Below are 19,092 nucleotides of genomic sequence, written 5' to 3'. Positions count from 1 at the left end.
ACTGGTTCACTGAACTGGTCTACTGGTTTTGTTTTTCTAAACCAGCATGTTGAATTGAGTCATTTGCTGGGTTTGCGCTACAGCGAAAGTCGATCGCTAGCGTTCAATCCAGGGCACGGTGCGCAACCATTCCCACACGCCCGTATGTCTTCGCTGGGTCACATTTTGGCTATGTTCTGCAACGGCCATTTTCAAATCCTCAGGGCTAAATTCATAACCCAGCCGACAGGCCACATCGGCAAATTCTTGGGGCGTTTTCACAGACTTGAAATATTGTCGAATCTGTTCGCTTTGGGCAGCGGCAATTAAGAAGCGATCGGCATTATCGATAGACATAACTCAGCACCGAAAAGACACCAAAATGGATGACCCTTGAGGCCTCTGGAACACACCTTTGGAAACCACCCGAGGGAAAGACCCGAGGGAAAGACCCGAGAGAAAAACCTTAGGGACAAAACAACGTGTCGCGCGTGGCCCGGCCCGTCACTGGATTCACCCCATCCGCCACCGCACAAAGCTTGTCTAAGGTGTCCGATCGCAACAACACATCGGTAAAGTCCGCTCCCGTGATTTTGACACCGGGAATATTAATGCTGGCGGCGAAGGCTCCTTCTAACACCGCGTTGGTCAAATTTGCATTGACTAACCGGGCTGAATCAAGGGTGGAATTTCGTAAGTTTGCACCGCTCAAATCTGCTGATTCTAAGTTTGCGGCAAAGAAGCGAACCCCTTCAAGATTAGCGTTATGAAAGTTTGCTTCCCGCAGATTGGCTTTGGTGAAGTCATCATCGCGGAGATCCTGATTGGAAAAGTCTGCACCCACCAACGAGAATCGGTTGTAATTTTCTGCCCAAGCGGGTTCCGCCAATCCACACCAACTAGCCAGCAAGGTTAGCCCCAAACTCAATGCCAGCAGTGACAGCACAACCCATCGCCGCCAAGCCCGACGAATTGCAGGGGCGATCGCCCTGACTCGATCGGGATGAGCATCAAGGTTTTTAGGCTGAGTTCTGTCGGCTTGCGTCATTTGCACAGGAATTTTTAACATCACTGAAAACTCCCAAGTTCAATCTCTATGTACAAGATTCTGCCTTTCATGAATTATTCACAACGACCAAAATCAAAGGTTTCAAGCATTAATCTCGAATCAGAGATTTGAGCCATGAAATACCAACTTAGACTTGGTTTGCACTATGCAGGCAGCTTCTAGGAGATTATCAAACCTAGGGATCAGAAACCAAGCTTAAATTAATCAAAGAATTGTGACTCGATCGCCCTCAACATACCAAGGGAAGCTAAACGGTCTCAATCTCAGATCAGCGACTCATCGCCACCAATCTTTGCTTGAAGACACCCGATCACTAGACTGCAAACGGAGGGTGATTCACGTAACAGCGATCAGTAACGATCAGTAGCGATCAGTAGCGATCAACTCAGGATTAATGCAGGATCATTCACCCAGGCGAATCAATTTGATGATCATCTCGCTAGAGCAATTGACTTGAAAACAATTCACTCAGGTTCATTCGCCGAGGGTCAGCAACTCAGAGCAATTAACTCAGGGGTGCAAGCTCCGGTGGAAAATCATCATCCGTTGGGAAAGGTAGGGTTTCATCAATCATGCCCTCGGACGGTTCATCGTCCACGGGGCCAAGGGGAATAAACTCCTCTTCTTCATCTTCTTCAGTGCTTTCGCTAGCCACAAGCACAACGGTGATGTTGTCACGACCGCCGCGATCTTTGGCCGACTGCACCAGACGTTCCACCAACTGATCGAGCTGGTGGGCCGAAGGCATTTGGCAAAGATGATGCAAGATTTCGGAGTCGGATAATTCCTCCGTGAGACCGTCACTACAGAGCAGCAGTTGATCCCCCAATCGGAACTCAAGGGGATAAATTTCCACTAGCTCCAGCTCTCGCCGTCCCAGGCATTGCATCAACACATGTCGCCAGGGGTGCGATCGGGCCTGTTCTTGGCTCAGGTCGCCGCTTTCAACGGCCCGGGCCACCCAGGTGTGATCTTTGGTCAGTTGCAATAGGTGTTGCTCCCGCGATCGATAGAGGCGCGAGTCACCCACATGCACCTGCCACCACTGATCATCGCGATGCATAATCGCCACGATCGTCGTGCCCATTTCGGCCCGTTCCGGATGGCGCACTTGGTCATCCAAAATGGCATCGTTGGCTTTCTCGATCGCCACTTCCAACAGGGCCGGCGAGGAAGCCTCTGATTCCCAAGCTTGCAGGATCACTTGGCTAACCACTTCAATCGCAATGCGGCTAGCTTCCTGTCCGCCCGCATGGCCGCCCATTCCATCCGCAACGATGAATAACCGACCTTCAGGATCGACAAACAAATTATCTTGATTGACACTTCGCAGCATTCCGCGATCGGTCAATCCCGAGGCTCGAAACTTCATGGGCGAACGGGACGGGGGTAGAACAGGGGCAATCAGGATTGGCAGCCAACCGAACGCTGAGCGCGGGTGGCAGCGATCGCGGTCTATTGAGCTTGGTTTGCCATGGAGCGCGTCAGAGAATAAGGGGTGTCACCCCTCAAACCCCTAGAGCTTTAGAACATCTTCTCATAGCGATCCATCCGCCGCAGCAAGCGCAAGAGGGCGATCGCGGGGAGGAGGCCGATGCCACCGGGAATCACTGCAAACCATCCGTATCCTGTGCCCACCAAGATGGCACTACAGAGGGCAAAGCTACCAGTCAGGATTGAGTAATTGGTGGCTACTTGGGCGTTGCTCAGGCGACGCAACACGCGATCGGTTTCCGTGGCCCGCACCCGCAAGCGCAGGTCACCCCGATCGAGCTTTTCGATCGTGTCATCAATGCGACGCGGCAAACCCAAAGCCGTTGAACTCATTTGCGCTGCCTGGCGACCTAACTCGCCCAGCAAGTCTCCGGCAGCCTCCGGTTGATTTCCATTCATCAGTTGCATCGCGTAGGGTTTAGCGACCTCCATAAAATTAAACTCAGGATCTAGGCCCTTGCCTACCCCTTCCAAGGTTGAAAATGCCCGCATCACGAAGGTAAATGTCGCCGGGAACCGAAAAGGCTGGCCGTAGGCGATTTCATACAGATCATCGCTGATGGCAGTCACGGACTGGGTTTCAAAGGGTTTGTCCATGAAGTTGTCCAGCATGTACTGGATTGATCGGCGGACGGGCCCCGTGTCTCCGGTCGGTTGCAGCGCCCCCAGCGCAATCAGGGAGTTCATCACCCGTTCACCATTCTTTTGGGCAATGCCAAAGAAGGTTTCCATTAACCCCGTGCGCACATTGGCATTAATCTGCCCCATCATCCCGAAGTCATAGAAAATCAGCGATCCATCTGGACTCACCGCCAAGTTGCCCGGGTGGGGATCCGCGTGGAAAAAGCCCCCTTCGAGGATTTGCTCCAGGTAGGCCCTGGCTCCCAATTCGGCCAAGGTCGATCGATCAAGGCCTGCCGCTTCCAGGGCCTCGTAGTGGCTGATTTTGATGCCGGGGACATATTCCAAAACAATCGTCCGAGGTGAGCAATAGCGCCAAAAAACCTTGGGTACACGCACCCAATCCGCATGGCGAAAGTTCCGCCGGAAGCGATCGGCATTGCGTCCTTCGTTTAGATAATCAATTTCCTCGTACAAAATCCGGCAGCATTCTTCATAGATGCCCAACCAATCCCGACCGGGGCCCCAACGGGGATGGTTTTGGAAATAGCGAGCAATGCCCTTCAGAATGGCCAAATCAATTTGGAACAGCTTTTTCAGGCCCGGGCGCTGCACCTTCACCACCACTTCTTCGCCCGATCGCAGTTGAGCCTTATGAACTTGGCCCAAACTGGCGGCCGCCAGAGGAATGGGGTCAAAGCTCTGGAAAAGTTCCTGCACCGGTTTGCCCAAGTCTTGGCGAACGATCGCTTCCACTTGGTCATAGCCAAAGGCCGGTACGCGGTCTTGCAGCTTCGACAGTTCCTCCACATATTCCGCAGGGAACAGGTCAGCGCGCGTCGAAAACAGTTGACCCACTTTAATGAACGTGGGCCCCAACTGGAGCAGCGTATCGCGCACCCAAATGGCCTGTTGGCGGCGGCGGGCCTTTTGTTTGGCCTCCGTCATGCCTCCGCGATAGCTCCAGGGCTTGGTATCAATCCAAAGCCACAACAGCCAAAGGGTGACAAAAGTCCAGATATCAATAAAGCGGCGGGGGCGGGAGTACCGCTCGCGGTTCCATCGGTAAGCTTTGCTGTCGTACGTTTTCACCCTCGACTCCGTGCGGTGCGTCTCGACTCTAGCTTGGGTTGGCTTCGCTGCGGTATTGCTTAATCTCTGACCTGAGGCGGGCAATTTCGGCTCGCAGATCGTCGAGTTCAGCTTGCACATCGTCGCCGCCGGAAGCGCTGCTGCTGCTGGTGCGTCCGTTGGTGGCGGCGGCTTCGGCCTGTTGGGCCCTGGCCAGGGCCTCTTCAACCAGTTGGCGCAGGTTTTCCCGCTGTTCGGCATCGAACTTCCCAAGCTCGCTCAACCAATCGGTGGCAGTTCGCTCGATTTGTTCGTTTACCACTTCAGCGATCGCGCGACCAACAAAGAAGGCATGGACAAGCGGGTTACTCATGAAACTCGCGGGTGAAAGTACTGGGAAGGCGATCGGGGATCAGGAGGTCAAGCGCTAGTTGAGAGCTAGGGTGCGCGCATAATCGCTTTTAGGCAATGCCGGAGCGGGCTACCGCGACCGCTCTGAATTATAGCGTGGTGGTTTTGGGCTGGCAGGTTTGGCATGAGCAGTTTAGGGCTGGCTGGGGATTCGCGCCTGCGGCTTAGTCAGGGATCAAAATTAGAGATCAAGATCAGGGATCAAGATCAAGGGCGCAGAACTCGCAGCCAGGGTATGCCATGCCCTTAGGGGGTGTTGCTGCTGTCTGGGGCGGAACCACTGCCAGCGCTGCCCCCGTTGCTAGCACCGGATGCCCCGCCGCTGGCTGGGGCGCTGGAGCTGCCACCGCTGGGGCGACGCTCAACGGCGGCTGGCTCCGGCGCGGGGCGGCGCTCTGTGGTCGGTCGGCGTTCTGTGACGGGTCGCGGCTCGGGGTTGGCGGGCCGATCGGGCGCGGGGCGGGTTTCTGAGGGGGCTGAGTTAGTAGCCGGTTCGGGGGTGCTGGTTCCCGACGGTGAGCGATCGACCGTTGAACCGCGATCACCTGAATTGGAGCGATCGGGGCGATCGGGACGATCAGTTGCTGAGTTGGCCGTGCCCGAATTGCCACCGGAGGGATCTACCAGCGGTGTGCTGTCGGTCGGTGGCGCGTTGCCATCAGAATTATCCAAGGGGCTGGGGCTGGCCAGGGGCGCGCGATCGGCGGTGGACTCCGCTGGTCGCGCGCTGTTGCGCACGGGCCGCTCGATCGGGGCAATGCGTTGGCTGCGAATCGCCGCTGAACTATCCCGGTGAGGATGGCTGCGAATTTGCTGTAGCACTAGGTCAGGAATGCTGGGATCGGCTGGATCCAACTCCTGTTCAGCGGTTTTGGAGACCGGCCAACCTTCACGCGGCGGGAAGGACTGCTCTTCTCCCGCCAACCAGTTCAGGATTGGGGGGGACTCGAACCGAATGCCGAAGAGGTTCATTTCGCCGGATCGCACAACGGCCACCGCTCCCGCGCCAAGCATGGAAGCACAGGCAGCGGTAACCAAAAACAAGGGAGCAATCCAGCGGCTTCGTTGCGGTTGGGGAGAAGAAGGGTTCAAAGCAAACCTCGGGGCATCGGAGAGGGGTGGATGCCGCTTCAACTCTTAAGAATAAGTCAAGAGTTTTTCTTTCGTAAAGATTCACAACAATTGCGGCCCTGGCCCTGGGTTGCGATCGCCCCCGAAGCCTCAGCCCACCGGACTTTGTGGCGGATAGTGGGTTTTCACCCAAGTGATCGCTTCGGTGCGATCGCCCACCAGTCGATCCAAACAGGCTCCCCGCAACTGGCCCAAAATTTCTCGAAATTGCTTACCCGGTGCATAGCCCAACTGTTGCAGATCTTTGCCATTCAAAGGGCTGGTCACTTGGCTCAGGCGGGTGAGGTATTGCCAAATTTGCCGCCGTGTCACCCGATCGCTGTGGAGACTGACCAACAACAGCAGCGGTCGGCTCCAGGATTCCAAGACCCGCACTTGGTCACTGGGGCGATCGCATTGGGCCAATTTTGCGGGCAAGGTGGTTTCCGCGATCGCCAGTTGATCGAGCCGTTGAATGCTGGCTTCGGTGAGTTGTAGGCGGCGTGCCACCTCAGCTCGATCGCCCGGGGCCAAGCTGGCCAACAGGGTTTCCAGCAACAGTTCCCAACGATGGAGACCTGCCACCGCCCGATCGTCCCCCCAAGCCAACACCCCTGCCGCCCAAACCCAGGCCACCCAGCGCACCGCCTGCCGAAGCGATCGGGTCAGTTTCAGCGTAGGGTGAATGCAACGTAAGGCCTCCAGGCGATCGAGCAAATCCAGGGCCGGCAACCAAAAATCCGTCTGCAAAATGTATTTCAGCTCGGCTTTCAAGCGGGTTTCCAGGGCAGGTTGACGGCGCTGCCCCTCCAGCGGCGACAGTTGAGCCATGGCATAGCGGATGTAGCGCTCTGTTTGGGTTTCGATCGTGAATCCCAATTTGACCGCAAACCGCACCGCTCGATAGATCCGCGTGGGATCCTCAATGAAGCTGTTGGCATGGAGCACCCGCACCAGCCGATCGCCCAAGTCCACCATGCCCCCAAAAAAGTCCAGCACCTCACCGGGATTGGGTTCCGTCAGCCGCACCGCCAACGCATTCACCGTAAAATCGCGCCGATACAAATCCTGTTGAATAGAACTGGCTTCCACTTCCGGATTCGCCGCTGGATAGGGATAAAACTCCGTGCGCGCCGTGGCAATATCCACCCACAGGGAATCGAACAGCGGATCTCGATGCCACAACAGGGCGGCCGTTTGAAATTGCCCATGGACTTGTAAGCGCACCCCGGGATAGTCCTGGGCCAGAGCTTGGGCCAAGCCCACAGCGGCTCCGGTGTCTGGCGCGATGGCTGCTGAGTCCTCTGGAGGATTCGCCTGGGGTTGATGGCAACCATCCACTACCAAGTCCAAATCCGACAGGTGCAGCGCCTGGGCCGCGTCACTCAGGAGCAAATCGCGCACCCCACCGCCCACCAGGTACAGTTGCCAGCCCTTGGCCTGGGCCAAAGCCGCTGCCCGATCAAGCAGTTGTCGCAAGGGCGGAGTGAGCCGCGACAGCAGGGGGCAAAAATTCCCGATCGCCTCGATCGGGTTTGACAAGGCATGGGTGGGCTGTTGCTGTCGATCGCGATGGAACCGGCGCAACACATCGGTACGGGTCACAATCCCCACCAGTTGCCCCCGATCGAGCACCGGGAGCCGGCCAATGTCATAGGTCACCATCAGGGCCTCGATGGCCGCTAGGGTCGTTTCCGGGGTGATGGTTCTGAGCTGGGTGGTCATGTAGCCCTTGACGGGGGCATGGTGAAACCCGTGGTGCAGCGCAATGTCCAAATCTCGCCGGGACACAATTCCCACCAACTGCCCACCCCGATCGACCACGGACAGGCCGGAATGGCCATAGCGCAACAAAATCCGCTGGGCTTCGTCGATCGAGGTTTCCGGCAAAATCGTCCGCACGGGTGAGGACATCAAATCCCGCGCGATCGGGGGATGGGGCAACTGAGCCGCAAAGGCCGCCATCAGTGATTTCAGCAAGGTCGCCGCCGGTTCGATCGGCTCCGCTGGCTCTGAATCCCAATGCACCGTACCCGCCGCCGCTTGGGCATGGCCGCCCCCCCAAGGAGCCAACAATGCTCCCCAGTCCGGGCCCACCAACCGCGATCGCCCCACCAGAGACAGCCGCTGGCCACGAGATCCCTCTCGGGTGCTGTAGAGCGTGCCCAACAGCAAACTATCGGCCCCGATCGTGTCCACCAACCGCGAAGCCACCGTTGAAAGACCGGGCACGTATTGATCCGCCGTCAGCAACACCCAGGTTAAGCGGGCCCCGGCCACCACTTGGGTTTGTTCCGGGTGGCCATGCACCTGGTCGATCGCCTCCGCCAACAGCCGTTGCAACAGGGGCGACAAACTCGGATCCAAATAGGTGGCAATGGCGCTGACGCTGGCTCCTTGGGCCATTAACCAAGCCAGGGCCGCCGCATCCCGCGCCGTTGCGGTTTCATAGGTCAAAGATCCGGAATCCACATGGATCCCCAAGGCCATCACCGTTGCCTCAGCCGGTGTGAGGGGCCGCTGCAAGTCGCCAGCCCGTTGCAATTGCTCCACCATCAGGGTGGTGGTGGCCCCCACCGCTTCGATTTGTTGTCGGGTGGCGGGAATATCTCCCACCGCACCCAAATGATGGTCATAGAGGGTGATCGAGTTTAGCTGGGGCAAGTCCAGCCATTCCGCCAACTTCCCCAGTCGATCGCGCTGTTGGGTATCCACCACCACGAGCGATCGAATCCGCTTCGGATCCACCGATCGCCGCTCAATCAAGGGATACTCATCACGATGGAGCGCCAAAAACGCCTGCACTCCCGGATGCACGCCACCCGCCAGCACAATCTTGGCCCCCGGGTGCAGGCAGGCCCAGCCCACCGCCGCCCCCAGGGCATCAAAATCCACCGTCATGTGGCACAACACGAGATCCATTGATTGCAGCCCATCCCGAAATCGTTATTGGCCCTGATGATTGCCCCTTTGGTTATGGGCCCCTCTAGCTCAGTTTGCGCCCTAAAGTTTTCGCCCTAAAGTTTGCGCTCTAAGTGGGCAATGAGCTGATCCGCCTTCATAAACCCTTCGATTCGATCGATCGCCTGGCCATCCTTAAACAAAATCAGCGTCGGCAGGGCTGTCACCTGGTGTTGAGTTGCCAAATCCGGGTAGCGATCGGCATCAATCTTCACCACTTGCAGGTGATCATGCAGCCGCACACTCACCTCCTCCAACACTGGCGACAACAGTTGGCAAGGGCCGCACCAAGTGGCATAAAAGTCCACAAGAACGGGTTTTTCAGCTTCCTGAATCATGGCATCAAAACTCGTGAATTCCTTCGATGTCGCCATAGCTCTCCTCCTGAGGCAGGGGTAATTATTTAGAGAAAATCCCAATGATCGCAATGATTGGTGATCGCAAGTCCCAAGCAAACCCAGTCGATCGCCACTCCATTTCTGGGTCAATTTGGCCAAGATTGATCGAGTGGTTCTCAATTTCTCATTTCAATTTCTCATTTAAGATGAAATCGCGAAAAAACCGAGAGAACATCGGCTTGAAATGGCTTGGAACCTGAAAATTTCAGCGCTACAATGGAACCGATTTGCCCCTGTTGATCGAGGGCTAGTCAAGCTTAGACTGAGAATTAATCATTCACGCGATTCGTTCGCAATCAATTAAGGCGAAAATTAAGGCGAAAGTTTGAGAGCAAAGCCAAGGGCCAGAGCATTTGACGGTCTTGCTCCAATCATGATCAGACCCATGATCAGGCAAGGGGTTTAAACCCCTTGTCCTACCCCTTGTCCCAGCACTTGTTTTGCCCCTTGTCCTACGATCTGTTAAGGGCAAAGTCCGAGGTGATGATGATTGACGGATGGGCCTGATCAATTAGGTCTGATCAGTTGGGACTGACTCAGTGTCGCCTTGATGGTTGAATGGTTCGGTGATCCTCGTTTGATCCTGGTTTGATCCTGTGCGGAGCTTGGCACAATGACCCCCAGCGCTGAAATTATTTGTGTCGGCACTGAGCTGTTGCTTGGCGACATTCTCAATGGTAATGCTCAGTTTTTGGCCCAACAACTGGCGGCATTGGGCATTCCCCACTATTACCAAACGGTGGTTGGCGACAATCCCCAACGCCTGCAACGGGCGATCGCCACCGCTTGCCAACGATCGCGTATTTTGCTGTTTACGGGTGGACTGGGCCCCACGCCCGATGACCTAACCACCGAAACGATCGCCCAGTTCTTCGATGTGCCCCTGGTGGAACATCCGGCCGTCATTGCCGACATTGAACAAAAATTTGCCCAGCGCGGCCGCACCATGGTTCCCAGCAATCGCAAGCAGGCTCTGCTGCCGGCTGGCGCGGCCATTTTGACCAACCGAGTGGGCACGGCTCCGGGCATGATTTGGCAACCGGTTCCGGAGTTGTTGTTGATGACCTTTCCCGGTGTGCCCAGCGAAATGCGCACCATGTGGGCGGAAGTGGCCATGCCTTACCTGCGAGATCACGGGTGGTCGCGCCAAACGATCGTCTCCCAAACCCTGAAGTTTTGGGGCATTTCCGAATCGGCCTTGGCGGAACGGGTGGCGGACTATTTAGCCAGTTCGGAGCCAACGGTGGCTCCCTATGCCAACCGAGGATCGGTGAAGTTGCGGGTGTCGGCCTGTGGAGCAACGGCGGCCGAAGCCCTGGCCAAAATTGAGCCGATGGTGGCGCAAATTCGCGATCGGGTGGGGCCCGATTGCTATGGCTTGGATCAGGATACGTTGCCGATCGTGGTGGGTCGATCGCTCCAAGACCGAGGCGAAACCCTGGCGGTGGCGGAGTCCTGCACCGGTGGCGGTTTGGGGCAGTTGCTGACGGCGGTGGCCGGCAGCTCCGCCTACTTCCTCGGCGGCATCATTGCCTACGACAACCGAATCAAAACAGCCCTGTTGGGGGTTTCGGCGGAAACGCTGGATCGCTTCGGAGCCGTCAGCCATGAAACAGCCAAGGAAATGGCGATCGGGGCACGAGATCGCCTCGGCAGCACTTGGGCCATCAGCATTACTGGGGTAGCCGGGCCTAGCGGCGGCAGCGAGGAAAAGCCCGTGGGCCTGGTTTATGCGGGCATTGCCGGGCCCGATGGGGTCACCACCCATGAAATGCGCCTCGGGATCCAGCGCGATCGGGAATGGATTCGCCACGTGAGCGCCTGCACCGCTTTGGATTTCCTGCGTCGCCGCTGGCTATGAGGTTGGCCGATTTGTTGTCCGTTTAGTCCGCTTAGGTTGGGGGTTGCGAGTTGGGCCGCTGCGCGATCGATGGGTGCAAGCTGGTTTGCGAGATGGGGTGCGAGTACCGGGCGATCGACCTCGGGCTTGGCTGGTCGATCGCTTGGCCCGGCGGGCGCGTCGCTTTTGCCAAGAGCTGAGATGATCCGTTGCAATATGAGACAGGGCCCCCACCTCCAGCCCCACAAAACCCGCCACCAAAAACGGGAATTGATCAACCCACAGCCATTGACCGATCGCCCGGGTTTGGGCCAAGGTGACCGCCTCAAAGCTGGCATAGCGATGGGCCCCACCCAACAGGGAAAACCCGATCGCCGCCAGTCCCAACAGCAGCAACCATCCCAGCCCCAGGGCGATCACCAAATACAGCACCCGTAAGGTCGTGCCAATCAGCGGCCCGTGAGACCAGGTGGAGCGGTGGCGAATCAGTTTTTGGTAGGGAATCCAAATGATACGCAGCGGGCCCCAACGTTGGAATGGGTGCGATCGAATATCCAGGTCTGGGCTGAGCCAATAGCCCCCCACCACACAGCCGATCGCGCTCGCAGCCGCCAACCCGAAATCCGTCGTCACCCCCAATCCCACCAAGAACCAAATCCCGGCCGTGTTGATCGTGATTCGATCGTGAACCAATCCGGCAGCCATAGGGGCAGGGCACAAATGCTGATAACGAGAGCAATATCTAAAAAAGCTGATCAACCAAAATCAGGCTGATCCACACCAGCCATCGAACCAGCCATAAAACCAGCCATAAAGCCAGTTATTGAACCGAAACTAGGCCCATCTTGAGCCACAGGAGCCAGCCCTGGCAAGCGATCGGGCAGCGGATCGCGCTTCTTTCCATTAAACGCGATTAAGACTCAGCACAGAATTACGCTGTGCTTATGAATTCAGCATCTGAAATTTGAAAATTGTAATCAAGTCAATTATTTATTAAAACTTATTCTCAATTAGGATGAAGATCAGGGTGTCAATCGCTACAGCCGCCAGCGGGTCACTCACTGGCTCTCGGGGCGGTGACCTGATTCGTTGCCCCCAAACCATGGCCCCATCACCAATTTTTGACCGTTGGCCCCACTAACCCCCACCCGCGATCGTTCCCTATCGGGATGGATCCAATCAGCAAGTTTTTGATTGTGAAGAAGTTACCGTCAAGTGCCACGCGCTGGCCAGAGCGTTTCTGGAGGCTGTTTCACCTCCGTCAAGCCCCCGCCCCTTCCACCTCGGAGCCAATCGATCGCTGGAGCCATGGGCCCACACAAGCCACCGAATGGTTGACCGTCACCCCAGCTCATCTCCCGTTTCAAAACACCCACCTCAACACCCACCTCAACACCACTCCCTTGACACCCTCTTGCTTAATCATGCCTGTCGCTGCTCGTCGAACCGATCGGCCGGGATCTGCGCCACCCCCACCCCCTGCCCCATCGCTAACATCTGTTCCCTATCGTCGTTACGGGCCCGTTGCCATTGCCTTGTTGGTGGGAGTGGGTCTGTCGGCCTGGGCGGCCAACTGGGCGGCCGATCGGGACTTGGCCCAAGCCCGCGCCCAACTGCAACAGCAAACCCAACAATTGGGCAACAATCTCCGTGATGATTTAGAACAAATTACCCGCACCACCCGCGCCGGGGCTTTGATGTTCGATCGCCGTCGCCCCGCCTCGGCCGCCGAATTTCAATCCATCAGCCAAAACCTTCTGTCCGATGTGGCCAACACGGCCGATACGGCTTGGATTCAGGCCGATCCCCAAACGGGGCCCTATGTTCAATTTCAACTGGGACAAGGCATTCAGTCCCTTGGCGGTCGGCAATCCGGTCAGCGAGCAACCATCCCCCCAGCCCTCAACAGTTGGCTGAAGCGGGCCCAGTCCTTTCAGCGGCCCTTGACGATGATTGTGTCCAATCCAGATCCTCGGCTGCTGACGGTGCAGGGAACCGACCAGGGTTGGTTTGTGACCCAAACGGAAATTACCCGATCGCTCCACCTCACCCGTGGACAAACGGGCGTGTTGGATTTGGATATTTTCCTGTTCGATCGCCCGGTGGATTATTTGCAATCCCAGTTAGCCAATCCCAGTAGCTTCGATCGCATCCTCCCGATCGCTAGCACAGCCCCTTGGACTGTTGGGGCCCAGCAGGCCTTGCGTTGTCCTTGGAAAGGCCCTTGGGATATTTGCACCCAATCCATTAACGTGGGCGATCGGGAAATGTCCCTGCTCGTTTTGCCCCATCAAATTTTTTCGCCCTTCCTGTTTCCTAACAGCATCGCGGCCTTTCTCGTGGGCTTAAGCCTCACCGCCAGCATTGCCGCCTATCTTTTCAACAATATCCGGCGAGTGGTGGTGCAAGAATCGCTCCTTAACCAAGTGATTTACAGCAACCAACAGCTTCAGGAATCTCGCTTGGCCCTGCAAGATCGCACTGAAGATTTAGAAACGGCCCTTCAAGAACTGCAAGAAGCCCAAGCCCACCTCATCCAAAGCGAAAAACTATCCAGCTTAGGGCAATTGGTGGCCGGAATCGCCCACGAAATTAATAATCCCGTGAGCTTTGTCCATGGCAATTTGCATCACGCCTCGGAATATGCCACGGAACTTTTAGAAGCCGTAATTGCTTACCAAGAGAGGATCGATCACCACAACCAGCAATATTCCCAAACCCCTCATTTCGTCCCGATCGCCCATCCCGAGACCCTTGATTTAGATTACATTGCCGATGATTTTCCCAAGCTGCTTACTTCCATGCGCGTGGGAACCAATCGAATTCGGGAAATTGTGAAATCCCTCAGAATCTATTCCCACGTCACCACCGAAGCCAAGGAACCGGCCAGCCTCCACGAGTCCATCGATCGGGTTTTGATGATCTTGAGCCATCGGATTCAGGAGCTAAAACCCGATCTCAATATCATTCGTCAAAATGGCTCCTTACCTGCCATTGACTGCACGATCGGGCAAATTGATCAGGTTCTAATTAATCTGTTGGTCAATGCCATTGATGCGATCGAAGAACGCTGGCAAACGGCTCCCCCGGCCCAAGAATTACCCACCCTGACGATCACGACCCAAACCCTCAATTTGTCTTGGATCAAAATTGAAATTACTGACAACGGCATTGGGATGAATGAGGTGACCCGCGCCAAATTATTTGACCCGTTCTATACCACCAAGCCCGTTGGCAAAGGCACAGGATTGGGCATGGCGATCGCCTATCAAATTATTGTGGAGCGTCACTACGGCTCGATCGACTGTCGATCGATTCCCCACCACGGCACAACCTTTGAAATTAAACTGCCCATCACCAGAGACATCGCCAGCGCCGCCACTTCTGCCTGATTGATCAGCCACTTCAATAGGGGCTGATACCCAATGGCTCCAGGTTCAGGTGTGCCGCCGCTGCGGCCAGGGCCGCGCGATCGCGCCAATTGTCCACATGGGGCAAATAGCCCAGCACCGGCACATGGGTCAGGCTTTCAATCAGGCCGATGGGGGCTAAAGCTTCTCGATCGGCCGCGCTCACGGCCGTCACTTCATTCAGCACAATGCCCCGCAGCGGAATTTGGAATTGACGAGCCAGGGCCACATTCGCCACCGTTTGGGCGATCGCCCCCAACTTGACCGGCACCACCAACACCAACGGCAACCGCCAAGCGGCCACCACATCCGCAAAGGTCAACTCCCAAGTGACCGGCGACCCCAAGCCTCCGGCCCCTTCAATCAAAATGAAGGAGCGATCGCTCTGGAGGGTTTGCAGAGCTTGCCAGGCCAAGGCCAGGTCGATCGTTTTGCCTTCCCGTTCCGCCGCGATCGGGGGAGCCAAGGGAGCCTGTAGCCGAATGGGATTAAAGGATTCGGGGCTTTGATTCAAATCCGCAAACAATTCCCCATAAATTTCCCGATCGCCCTCCCCGGACTGTACCGGTTTCAGCAAGCCCAAGGCCCCTTGTTTCTGACAATGCCACTGCCAATAGGCCGCCAGTGCCAGCACAAAGACCGTTTTGCCCACTTCCGTATCGCTCCCCGCGATCGCCAGTTGCTGCGGTCGTCTTTCACTCATCCCATTCTCCTGTTGGTTTAGCGCGCTTCCATCGGCTTCAGCACTACTCAGGCCGATCGCCCTGCCGCTTCTTGCTCCAAGGGTTTGATCACGGTTGCTACCGAACCCGCACGGCGATCTCAAAGGGCATTTCCAAATCCGAAGACACTTCAATACCGTAGTTGCCACCCACGGGCGCTTCCAAACTGACGGATCCTTCCAGTCCTTCCATGTCCGGAATCGGGCCATTGGGGCCAAACACCGTGGCTCGCAAACCGGAAGGAATACTAATTGAAATTTGCTGACCCGCCTGGGCTTCAAAACCAAAGGTTTGGGGAACCTGGGGCTGAGTCACACCTCGGAAGTTGCGCGAAGTGGGTTGGCGGGTTGGTTCTGGGCTGGGGCTGGGAGTTGGCTCCGGAGTCGGGGTGGGCGTTGGCGTGGGGCTTGGCTCCGGACTGGGGGAAGCGGGAGCCGCCGCTAGCCGTAAGCGCAGGCGGTAGTCTCCCCTGGGCGCACCGGGGGCCACGCGCACTTGCAGGGCATATTCACCAGCCACGGCAATCACGCCATCCCATTGGCGCAGATCCCGGCTCGATCGATCCGCCGGGTCACCATCGGGAGCCAGGAGACTAGCGATCACGTTATTGCCTGCCACGGAAATGCTGAGGGGTTGCTCAGCACCGGCCTGGAAACGATAGATCAGGGTTTCGTTTTCGCCCAGGGTGCGGGAATCTTCAAAATCCCCGGCGGGCTGAAGGTTCAACCGCTGGGTGGAGACCACAGGCGAGGCGATCGGGCTAGGGGACGGGGTGGGGGATGGCGTGGGGGATGGGCTAGGCAGCGGCGGACTTTCGGAAACCGTCGCGGTTGGTGTGGGGTTGCTGTTGTTGGGCGATCGGCTCAGGAATTGATTCACCAGCGACCAGGAACCCACTCCCGTCCCCAGCACCAACAACACACCTAACACCGTCACCGCCCAAGGGTTATCCATCAAGGATCCTCGGGGTTCCACGCTCCAATCGGGGCCGGGAGCCGGGGCCGGTGCGGGCGATCGGGGGGCGATCGGAGGCGGCGCAGCCCGACCCACCACCACCGTCGCCATGGTTGAAGGGACAGTTCCCGTGGGATTAGCGGCTGGGGCCGGCGCTGCCGGAGTTGGGGGTGAAGTGGAGGGCGGCTGGGCCACGGGGCGGGCCGTCGCATCCAACGTCACCTCCTGCAACGCCTGAAGCACCAAGGAGGCAGAGGGATAGCGCTCCGTCGGTTGATAGGCCAACATCCGTCGTAGCAGATCTCCCAAGGCCGGCGTGAGGGGCACATACTGATCCCAATGCCAGGTAAGGGTGCGATCGTCTAGCAAATCCTGGGGTTCTCGCCCCGTCAGCAACACCAACACCGTGGCGGCCAATGCATAGAGATCGCTGCTGGGGTAAGCACGGCCGGTTTGAATTTGTTCGCTGGGGGCATAGCCGCTTTTACCAACGGTGGTGGCCTGCACGGCTGTGGCTCCCGGTTGTTGGAAGCGGGTGGCCATTTCTTTGATGGCCCCAAAGTCAATCAACACGGGCAGTCGATCGTGCTCCCGCAGAATAATGTTTTCCGGCGAGATATCCCGGTGAATGATTCCCAAATTGTGCAGGTAGCTCAATACGGGGAGCAACTGTTGCAAGAGGTAGAACACTTCCCCTTCCGCAAAGAGCTGACCATGGTGCAGGCGGCTATCTAGGAGCGATCGATAGGTATTGCCCTGCACATAGTCCTGCACCAAAAATAGGCGACCCTCCGCCTCAAAGGTGGCCTGAAACTTGGGAATTTGTGGGTGATTGATTTGGTAAAGAACCGCTGCCTCGCGCCGGAACAGTTCATTGGATTTTTCGAGGGCGTAGGCATCGCCCACGGGCGGCGTGAATTCCTTGAGGGCACAGCGCTCGCCAAATCGCCCCAAATCCTCCGCCAGGTAGGTGCGCCCAAAGCCACCCTGTCCCAACACTTCCACAAGGCGATAGCGATTTTGGAGAACAGTTCCGGGGGGCAGGGACGGTTGCATGGGACTCGGGGCGATCGAAGAACAGTTGAAATGGCAATTCAGTCAGGCAATAGTCAGGCGATGATCGAGCAAAAACTCAAGCGAAACTCAGGCGAAATTCAGAAAAAAACAATTTATTCCGTAACTTGCATCGCCCCATTGGACTGATCAATTGTTTGATCGAACCATTAAAGGAGTCGGGTGATTTTGATTGTTCAGACGCAACCGGCGCTAAAACCAATTTATAGGGCTGAATGAACCGATCAGACTTGGGGCGATTAGCGGCATTGTCGTCACCCAACCCCCATTTCCCCTGATTATCCCAGGTCTGCGATCAATCAATCGCCCGGCACAACCGCCCAAGAAACTGGGCGGCGGTTGTTGGTTGAAGATCCATTGGGTTGGATCTCCATTGGCTAGCGATTCTGCTGAGTCCCTAGCCGCTTCCTTGGGGGTAGCAAGTTGAGCCGCATCTGCCGCCAGATGCAGCCTGGGCTTGTCCCGTTGCGATCGACTCGGGAACTGGCCGGAACTCGCGGTGGCCCGCACCACCAGTTAGGGTTTTGCCCCTGTCTGGGGTTGGGCTGGGTGTTAAATTGCCCGTTTGGGCAACCCTCGGGACTCATCCTAGCCGATCGGGCTAGGGGATGGTCGATCGCCCCATTGAACTCGTTAAACTGCCCCCGTTTTCTGTCACAATTGCCGCCCGATCGTACAAAGGTTAATCAACAGTGATTGATTTTCTGTCATCTGCTCAAATTCTCTGAAAAATGTGAATCCATTCTAGAGGCTGTCATACAATGAACAGATGCTACTCGGATTCAAAACTCAACTCAAGCTCAACAACCAACAACGCACCGCATTAGCTCGCCATGCCGGTGTTGCGCGTCATGCCTGGAATTGGGGGTTGGGACTGGCTAGAGATATCCTTGACCACAACCGATCAAATACTGACGAAAAGATCAAATTCCCATCGGCTATTGATTTGCACAAGTGGTTGGTAGCCTTGGTGAAGTCTGAACACCCTTGGTACTACGAGGTCTCCAAAAGCGCACCCCAGAATGCTTTACGCCATTTACGGGTGGCTTGGGATCGGTGCTTCAAAAAGACTTCAGGCGCTCCTAAATTCAAGAAAAAGGGTCGCCATGACTCCTTTGAACTGGATGGAGCTATTCATATCAAGGGACTGAATAAAATTCAGGTTCCTAAGATTGGCATCCTGAAGACCTATGAAGCATTACCTCAAAATGTTCAACCTAAATCAGTCACAATCAGCCGCCGAGCGAATGATTGGTTCATCTCGTTTCGGATTGAGATCGAACCCGTCATCACACCTAAAGCGGTTGAAATTGTTGGTGTTGATTTGGGTGTCAAGTCCCTAGCAACGCTCAGCACTGGAGAAGTGTTTGAAGGCGCTAAAGCCTACAGACAAATGGAGTCCCGGCTCTCTCGGTTGCAATGGCTAAATCGTCACAAGCAACGCGGGTCTGCCAATTGGAAAAAGGCTCAATTGAGGATCGCCCGGTTGCATCAGCAAATCGCCAATATCCGTAAAGACACCATCCACAAACTCACGACCTACCTCGCCAAGAACCACGGCGTGGTGGTCATTGAGGATCTGAATGTGTCCGGAATGATGGCGAATCACAAGCTAGCCAAGGCGATTCAGGATATGGGGTTCTACGAGTTTCGGCGGCAACTAGATTACAAGACAAAGTTGTATGGCTCTGAGCTGGCGATCGTGGATCGCTGGTTTCCATCTAGCAAGACTTGTTCCCGTTGCGGCAAGAGAAAAGAGACCCTATCGCTGTCAGAGCGGGTGTTTAATTGTGACCACTGTGGATTGCAAATTGATCGCGACTTGAATGCCGCAATCAATTTGAAAAAGGCGGCCAGTCCGGTCGTGTCAGTCTGTGGAGCGGAAGAAGCCGACTTCGCCGCAATGAAGCAGGAAGTTTCCTGATTACTGCATTTGCTAGTCAATTGCAGCAATTGTTAGTGAATTAGTGACGGACGC

14 protein-coding genes are annotated in these 19,092 nt (G+C 56.3%); 3 read left to right on the top strand and 11 right to left on the bottom strand.

Going from position 1 to position 19,092, the window contains the following annotated elements; genetic code table 11:
- Positions 1–96: 96 nt before the first annotated feature.
- From AMR42_RS04005 to trxA, 8 genes are all read right to left on the bottom strand, one after another.
- A complete protein-coding gene (locus AMR42_RS04005) occupies positions 97–336 on the bottom strand; it encodes a Nif11-like leader peptide family natural product precursor (RefSeq protein ID WP_099532175.1) in 240 nt (79 codons plus the stop codon).
- 109 nt (positions 337–445) lie between these two features.
- A complete protein-coding gene (locus tag AMR42_RS04000; protein ID WP_234406584.1) occupies positions 446–1,048 on the bottom strand; it encodes a pentapeptide repeat-containing protein in 603 nt (200 codons plus the stop codon).
- Between the two features lie 505 nt (positions 1,049–1,553).
- Complete coding sequence (locus AMR42_RS03995) at positions 1,554–2,420, bottom strand: PP2C family serine/threonine-protein phosphatase (protein WP_099532174.1); 867 nt, start codon at positions 2,418–2,420, stop codon at positions 1,554–1,556.
- A 152-nt stretch (positions 2,421–2,572) separates the two neighbouring features.
- Positions 2,573–4,255 (bottom strand): AarF/ABC1/UbiB kinase family protein, encoded by a 1,683-nt coding sequence (locus tag AMR42_RS03990; RefSeq protein WP_347343107.1) that lies wholly within the window; start codon positions 4,253–4,255, stop codon positions 2,573–2,575.
- A 28-nt stretch (positions 4,256–4,283) separates the two neighbouring features.
- Entirely contained in the window at positions 4,284–4,607 is a 324-nt protein-coding gene (locus AMR42_RS03985) for a DUF6825 family protein (RefSeq protein ID WP_099532172.1), read from the bottom strand.
- A 284-nt stretch (positions 4,608–4,891) separates the two neighbouring features.
- Positions 4,892–5,737, bottom strand: coding sequence for a hypothetical protein (locus tag AMR42_RS03980; RefSeq protein ID WP_143472922.1), 846 nt, complete (start codon positions 5,735–5,737; stop codon positions 4,892–4,894).
- 129 nt (positions 5,738–5,866) lie between these two features.
- Positions 5,867–8,677 carry a CBS domain-containing protein gene (locus AMR42_RS03975; RefSeq protein WP_099532170.1) on the bottom strand — a complete coding sequence of 937 codons (2,811 nt, stop codon included), beginning with the start codon at positions 8,675–8,677 and terminating at the stop codon, positions 5,867–5,869.
- Between the two features lie 95 nt (positions 8,678–8,772).
- On the bottom strand, positions 8,773–9,090 hold the full coding sequence (gene trxA / locus AMR42_RS03970) for a thioredoxin (protein ID WP_099532169.1): 318 nt from the start codon (positions 9,088–9,090) through the stop codon (positions 8,773–8,775).
- 637 nt (positions 9,091–9,727) lie between these two features.
- On the opposite strand from trxA, the gene AMR42_RS03965 reads away from it, so the two are divergent.
- Positions 9,728–10,975 carry a competence/damage-inducible protein A gene (locus AMR42_RS03965; RefSeq protein ID WP_099532168.1) on the top strand — a complete coding sequence of 416 codons (1,248 nt, stop codon included), beginning with the start codon at positions 9,728–9,730 and terminating at the stop codon, positions 10,973–10,975.
- Here the strand turns inward: AMR42_RS03965 and AMR42_RS03960 are convergent.
- The gene (locus tag AMR42_RS03960; RefSeq protein WP_099532167.1) at positions 10,970–11,659 is read right to left on the bottom strand and encodes a metal-binding protein; all 690 of its coding nucleotides are present in this window, start codon (positions 11,657–11,659) and stop codon (positions 10,970–10,972) included. The two genes, AMR42_RS03965 and AMR42_RS03960, sit on opposite strands and share 6 nt — an antisense overlap.
- Before the next feature lie 464 nt (positions 11,660–12,123).
- On the opposite strand from AMR42_RS03960, the gene AMR42_RS03955 reads away from it, so the two are divergent.
- On the top strand, positions 12,124–14,346 hold the full coding sequence (locus AMR42_RS03955) for a sensor histidine kinase (RefSeq protein ID WP_099532166.1): 2,223 nt from the start codon (positions 12,124–12,126) through the stop codon (positions 14,344–14,346).
- A gap of 13 nt (positions 14,347–14,359) precedes the next feature.
- Here the strand turns inward: AMR42_RS03955 and bioD are convergent, their stop codons facing one another.
- Together bioD and AMR42_RS03945 are read right to left on the bottom strand one after the other, a co-directional pair.
- Positions 14,360–15,067 (bottom strand): dethiobiotin synthase, encoded by a 708-nt coding sequence (bioD, locus tag AMR42_RS03950; protein ID WP_099532165.1) that lies wholly within the window; start codon positions 15,065–15,067, stop codon positions 14,360–14,362.
- A 97-nt stretch (positions 15,068–15,164) separates the two neighbouring features.
- Positions 15,165–17,096, bottom strand: coding sequence for a serine/threonine-protein kinase (locus tag AMR42_RS03945; RefSeq protein WP_099532164.1), 1,932 nt, complete (start codon positions 17,094–17,096; stop codon positions 15,165–15,167).
- A 787-nt stretch (positions 17,097–17,883) separates the two neighbouring features.
- Between AMR42_RS03945 and AMR42_RS03935 the strand changes: the two genes are divergently transcribed.
- Complete coding sequence (locus AMR42_RS03935) at positions 17,884–19,038, top strand: RNA-guided endonuclease TnpB family protein (protein ID WP_099532162.1); 1,155 nt, start codon at positions 17,884–17,886, stop codon at positions 19,036–19,038.
- The last annotated feature ends 54 nt before the right edge of the window (positions 19,039–19,092 follow it).

Source organism: Limnothrix sp. PR1529 (assembly GCF_002742025.1).
GTDB lineage: Bacteria > Cyanobacteriota > Cyanobacteriia > CACIAM-69d > CACIAM-69d > CACIAM-69d.
This window is presented reverse-complemented; position numbering and strand designations above follow the sequence as displayed.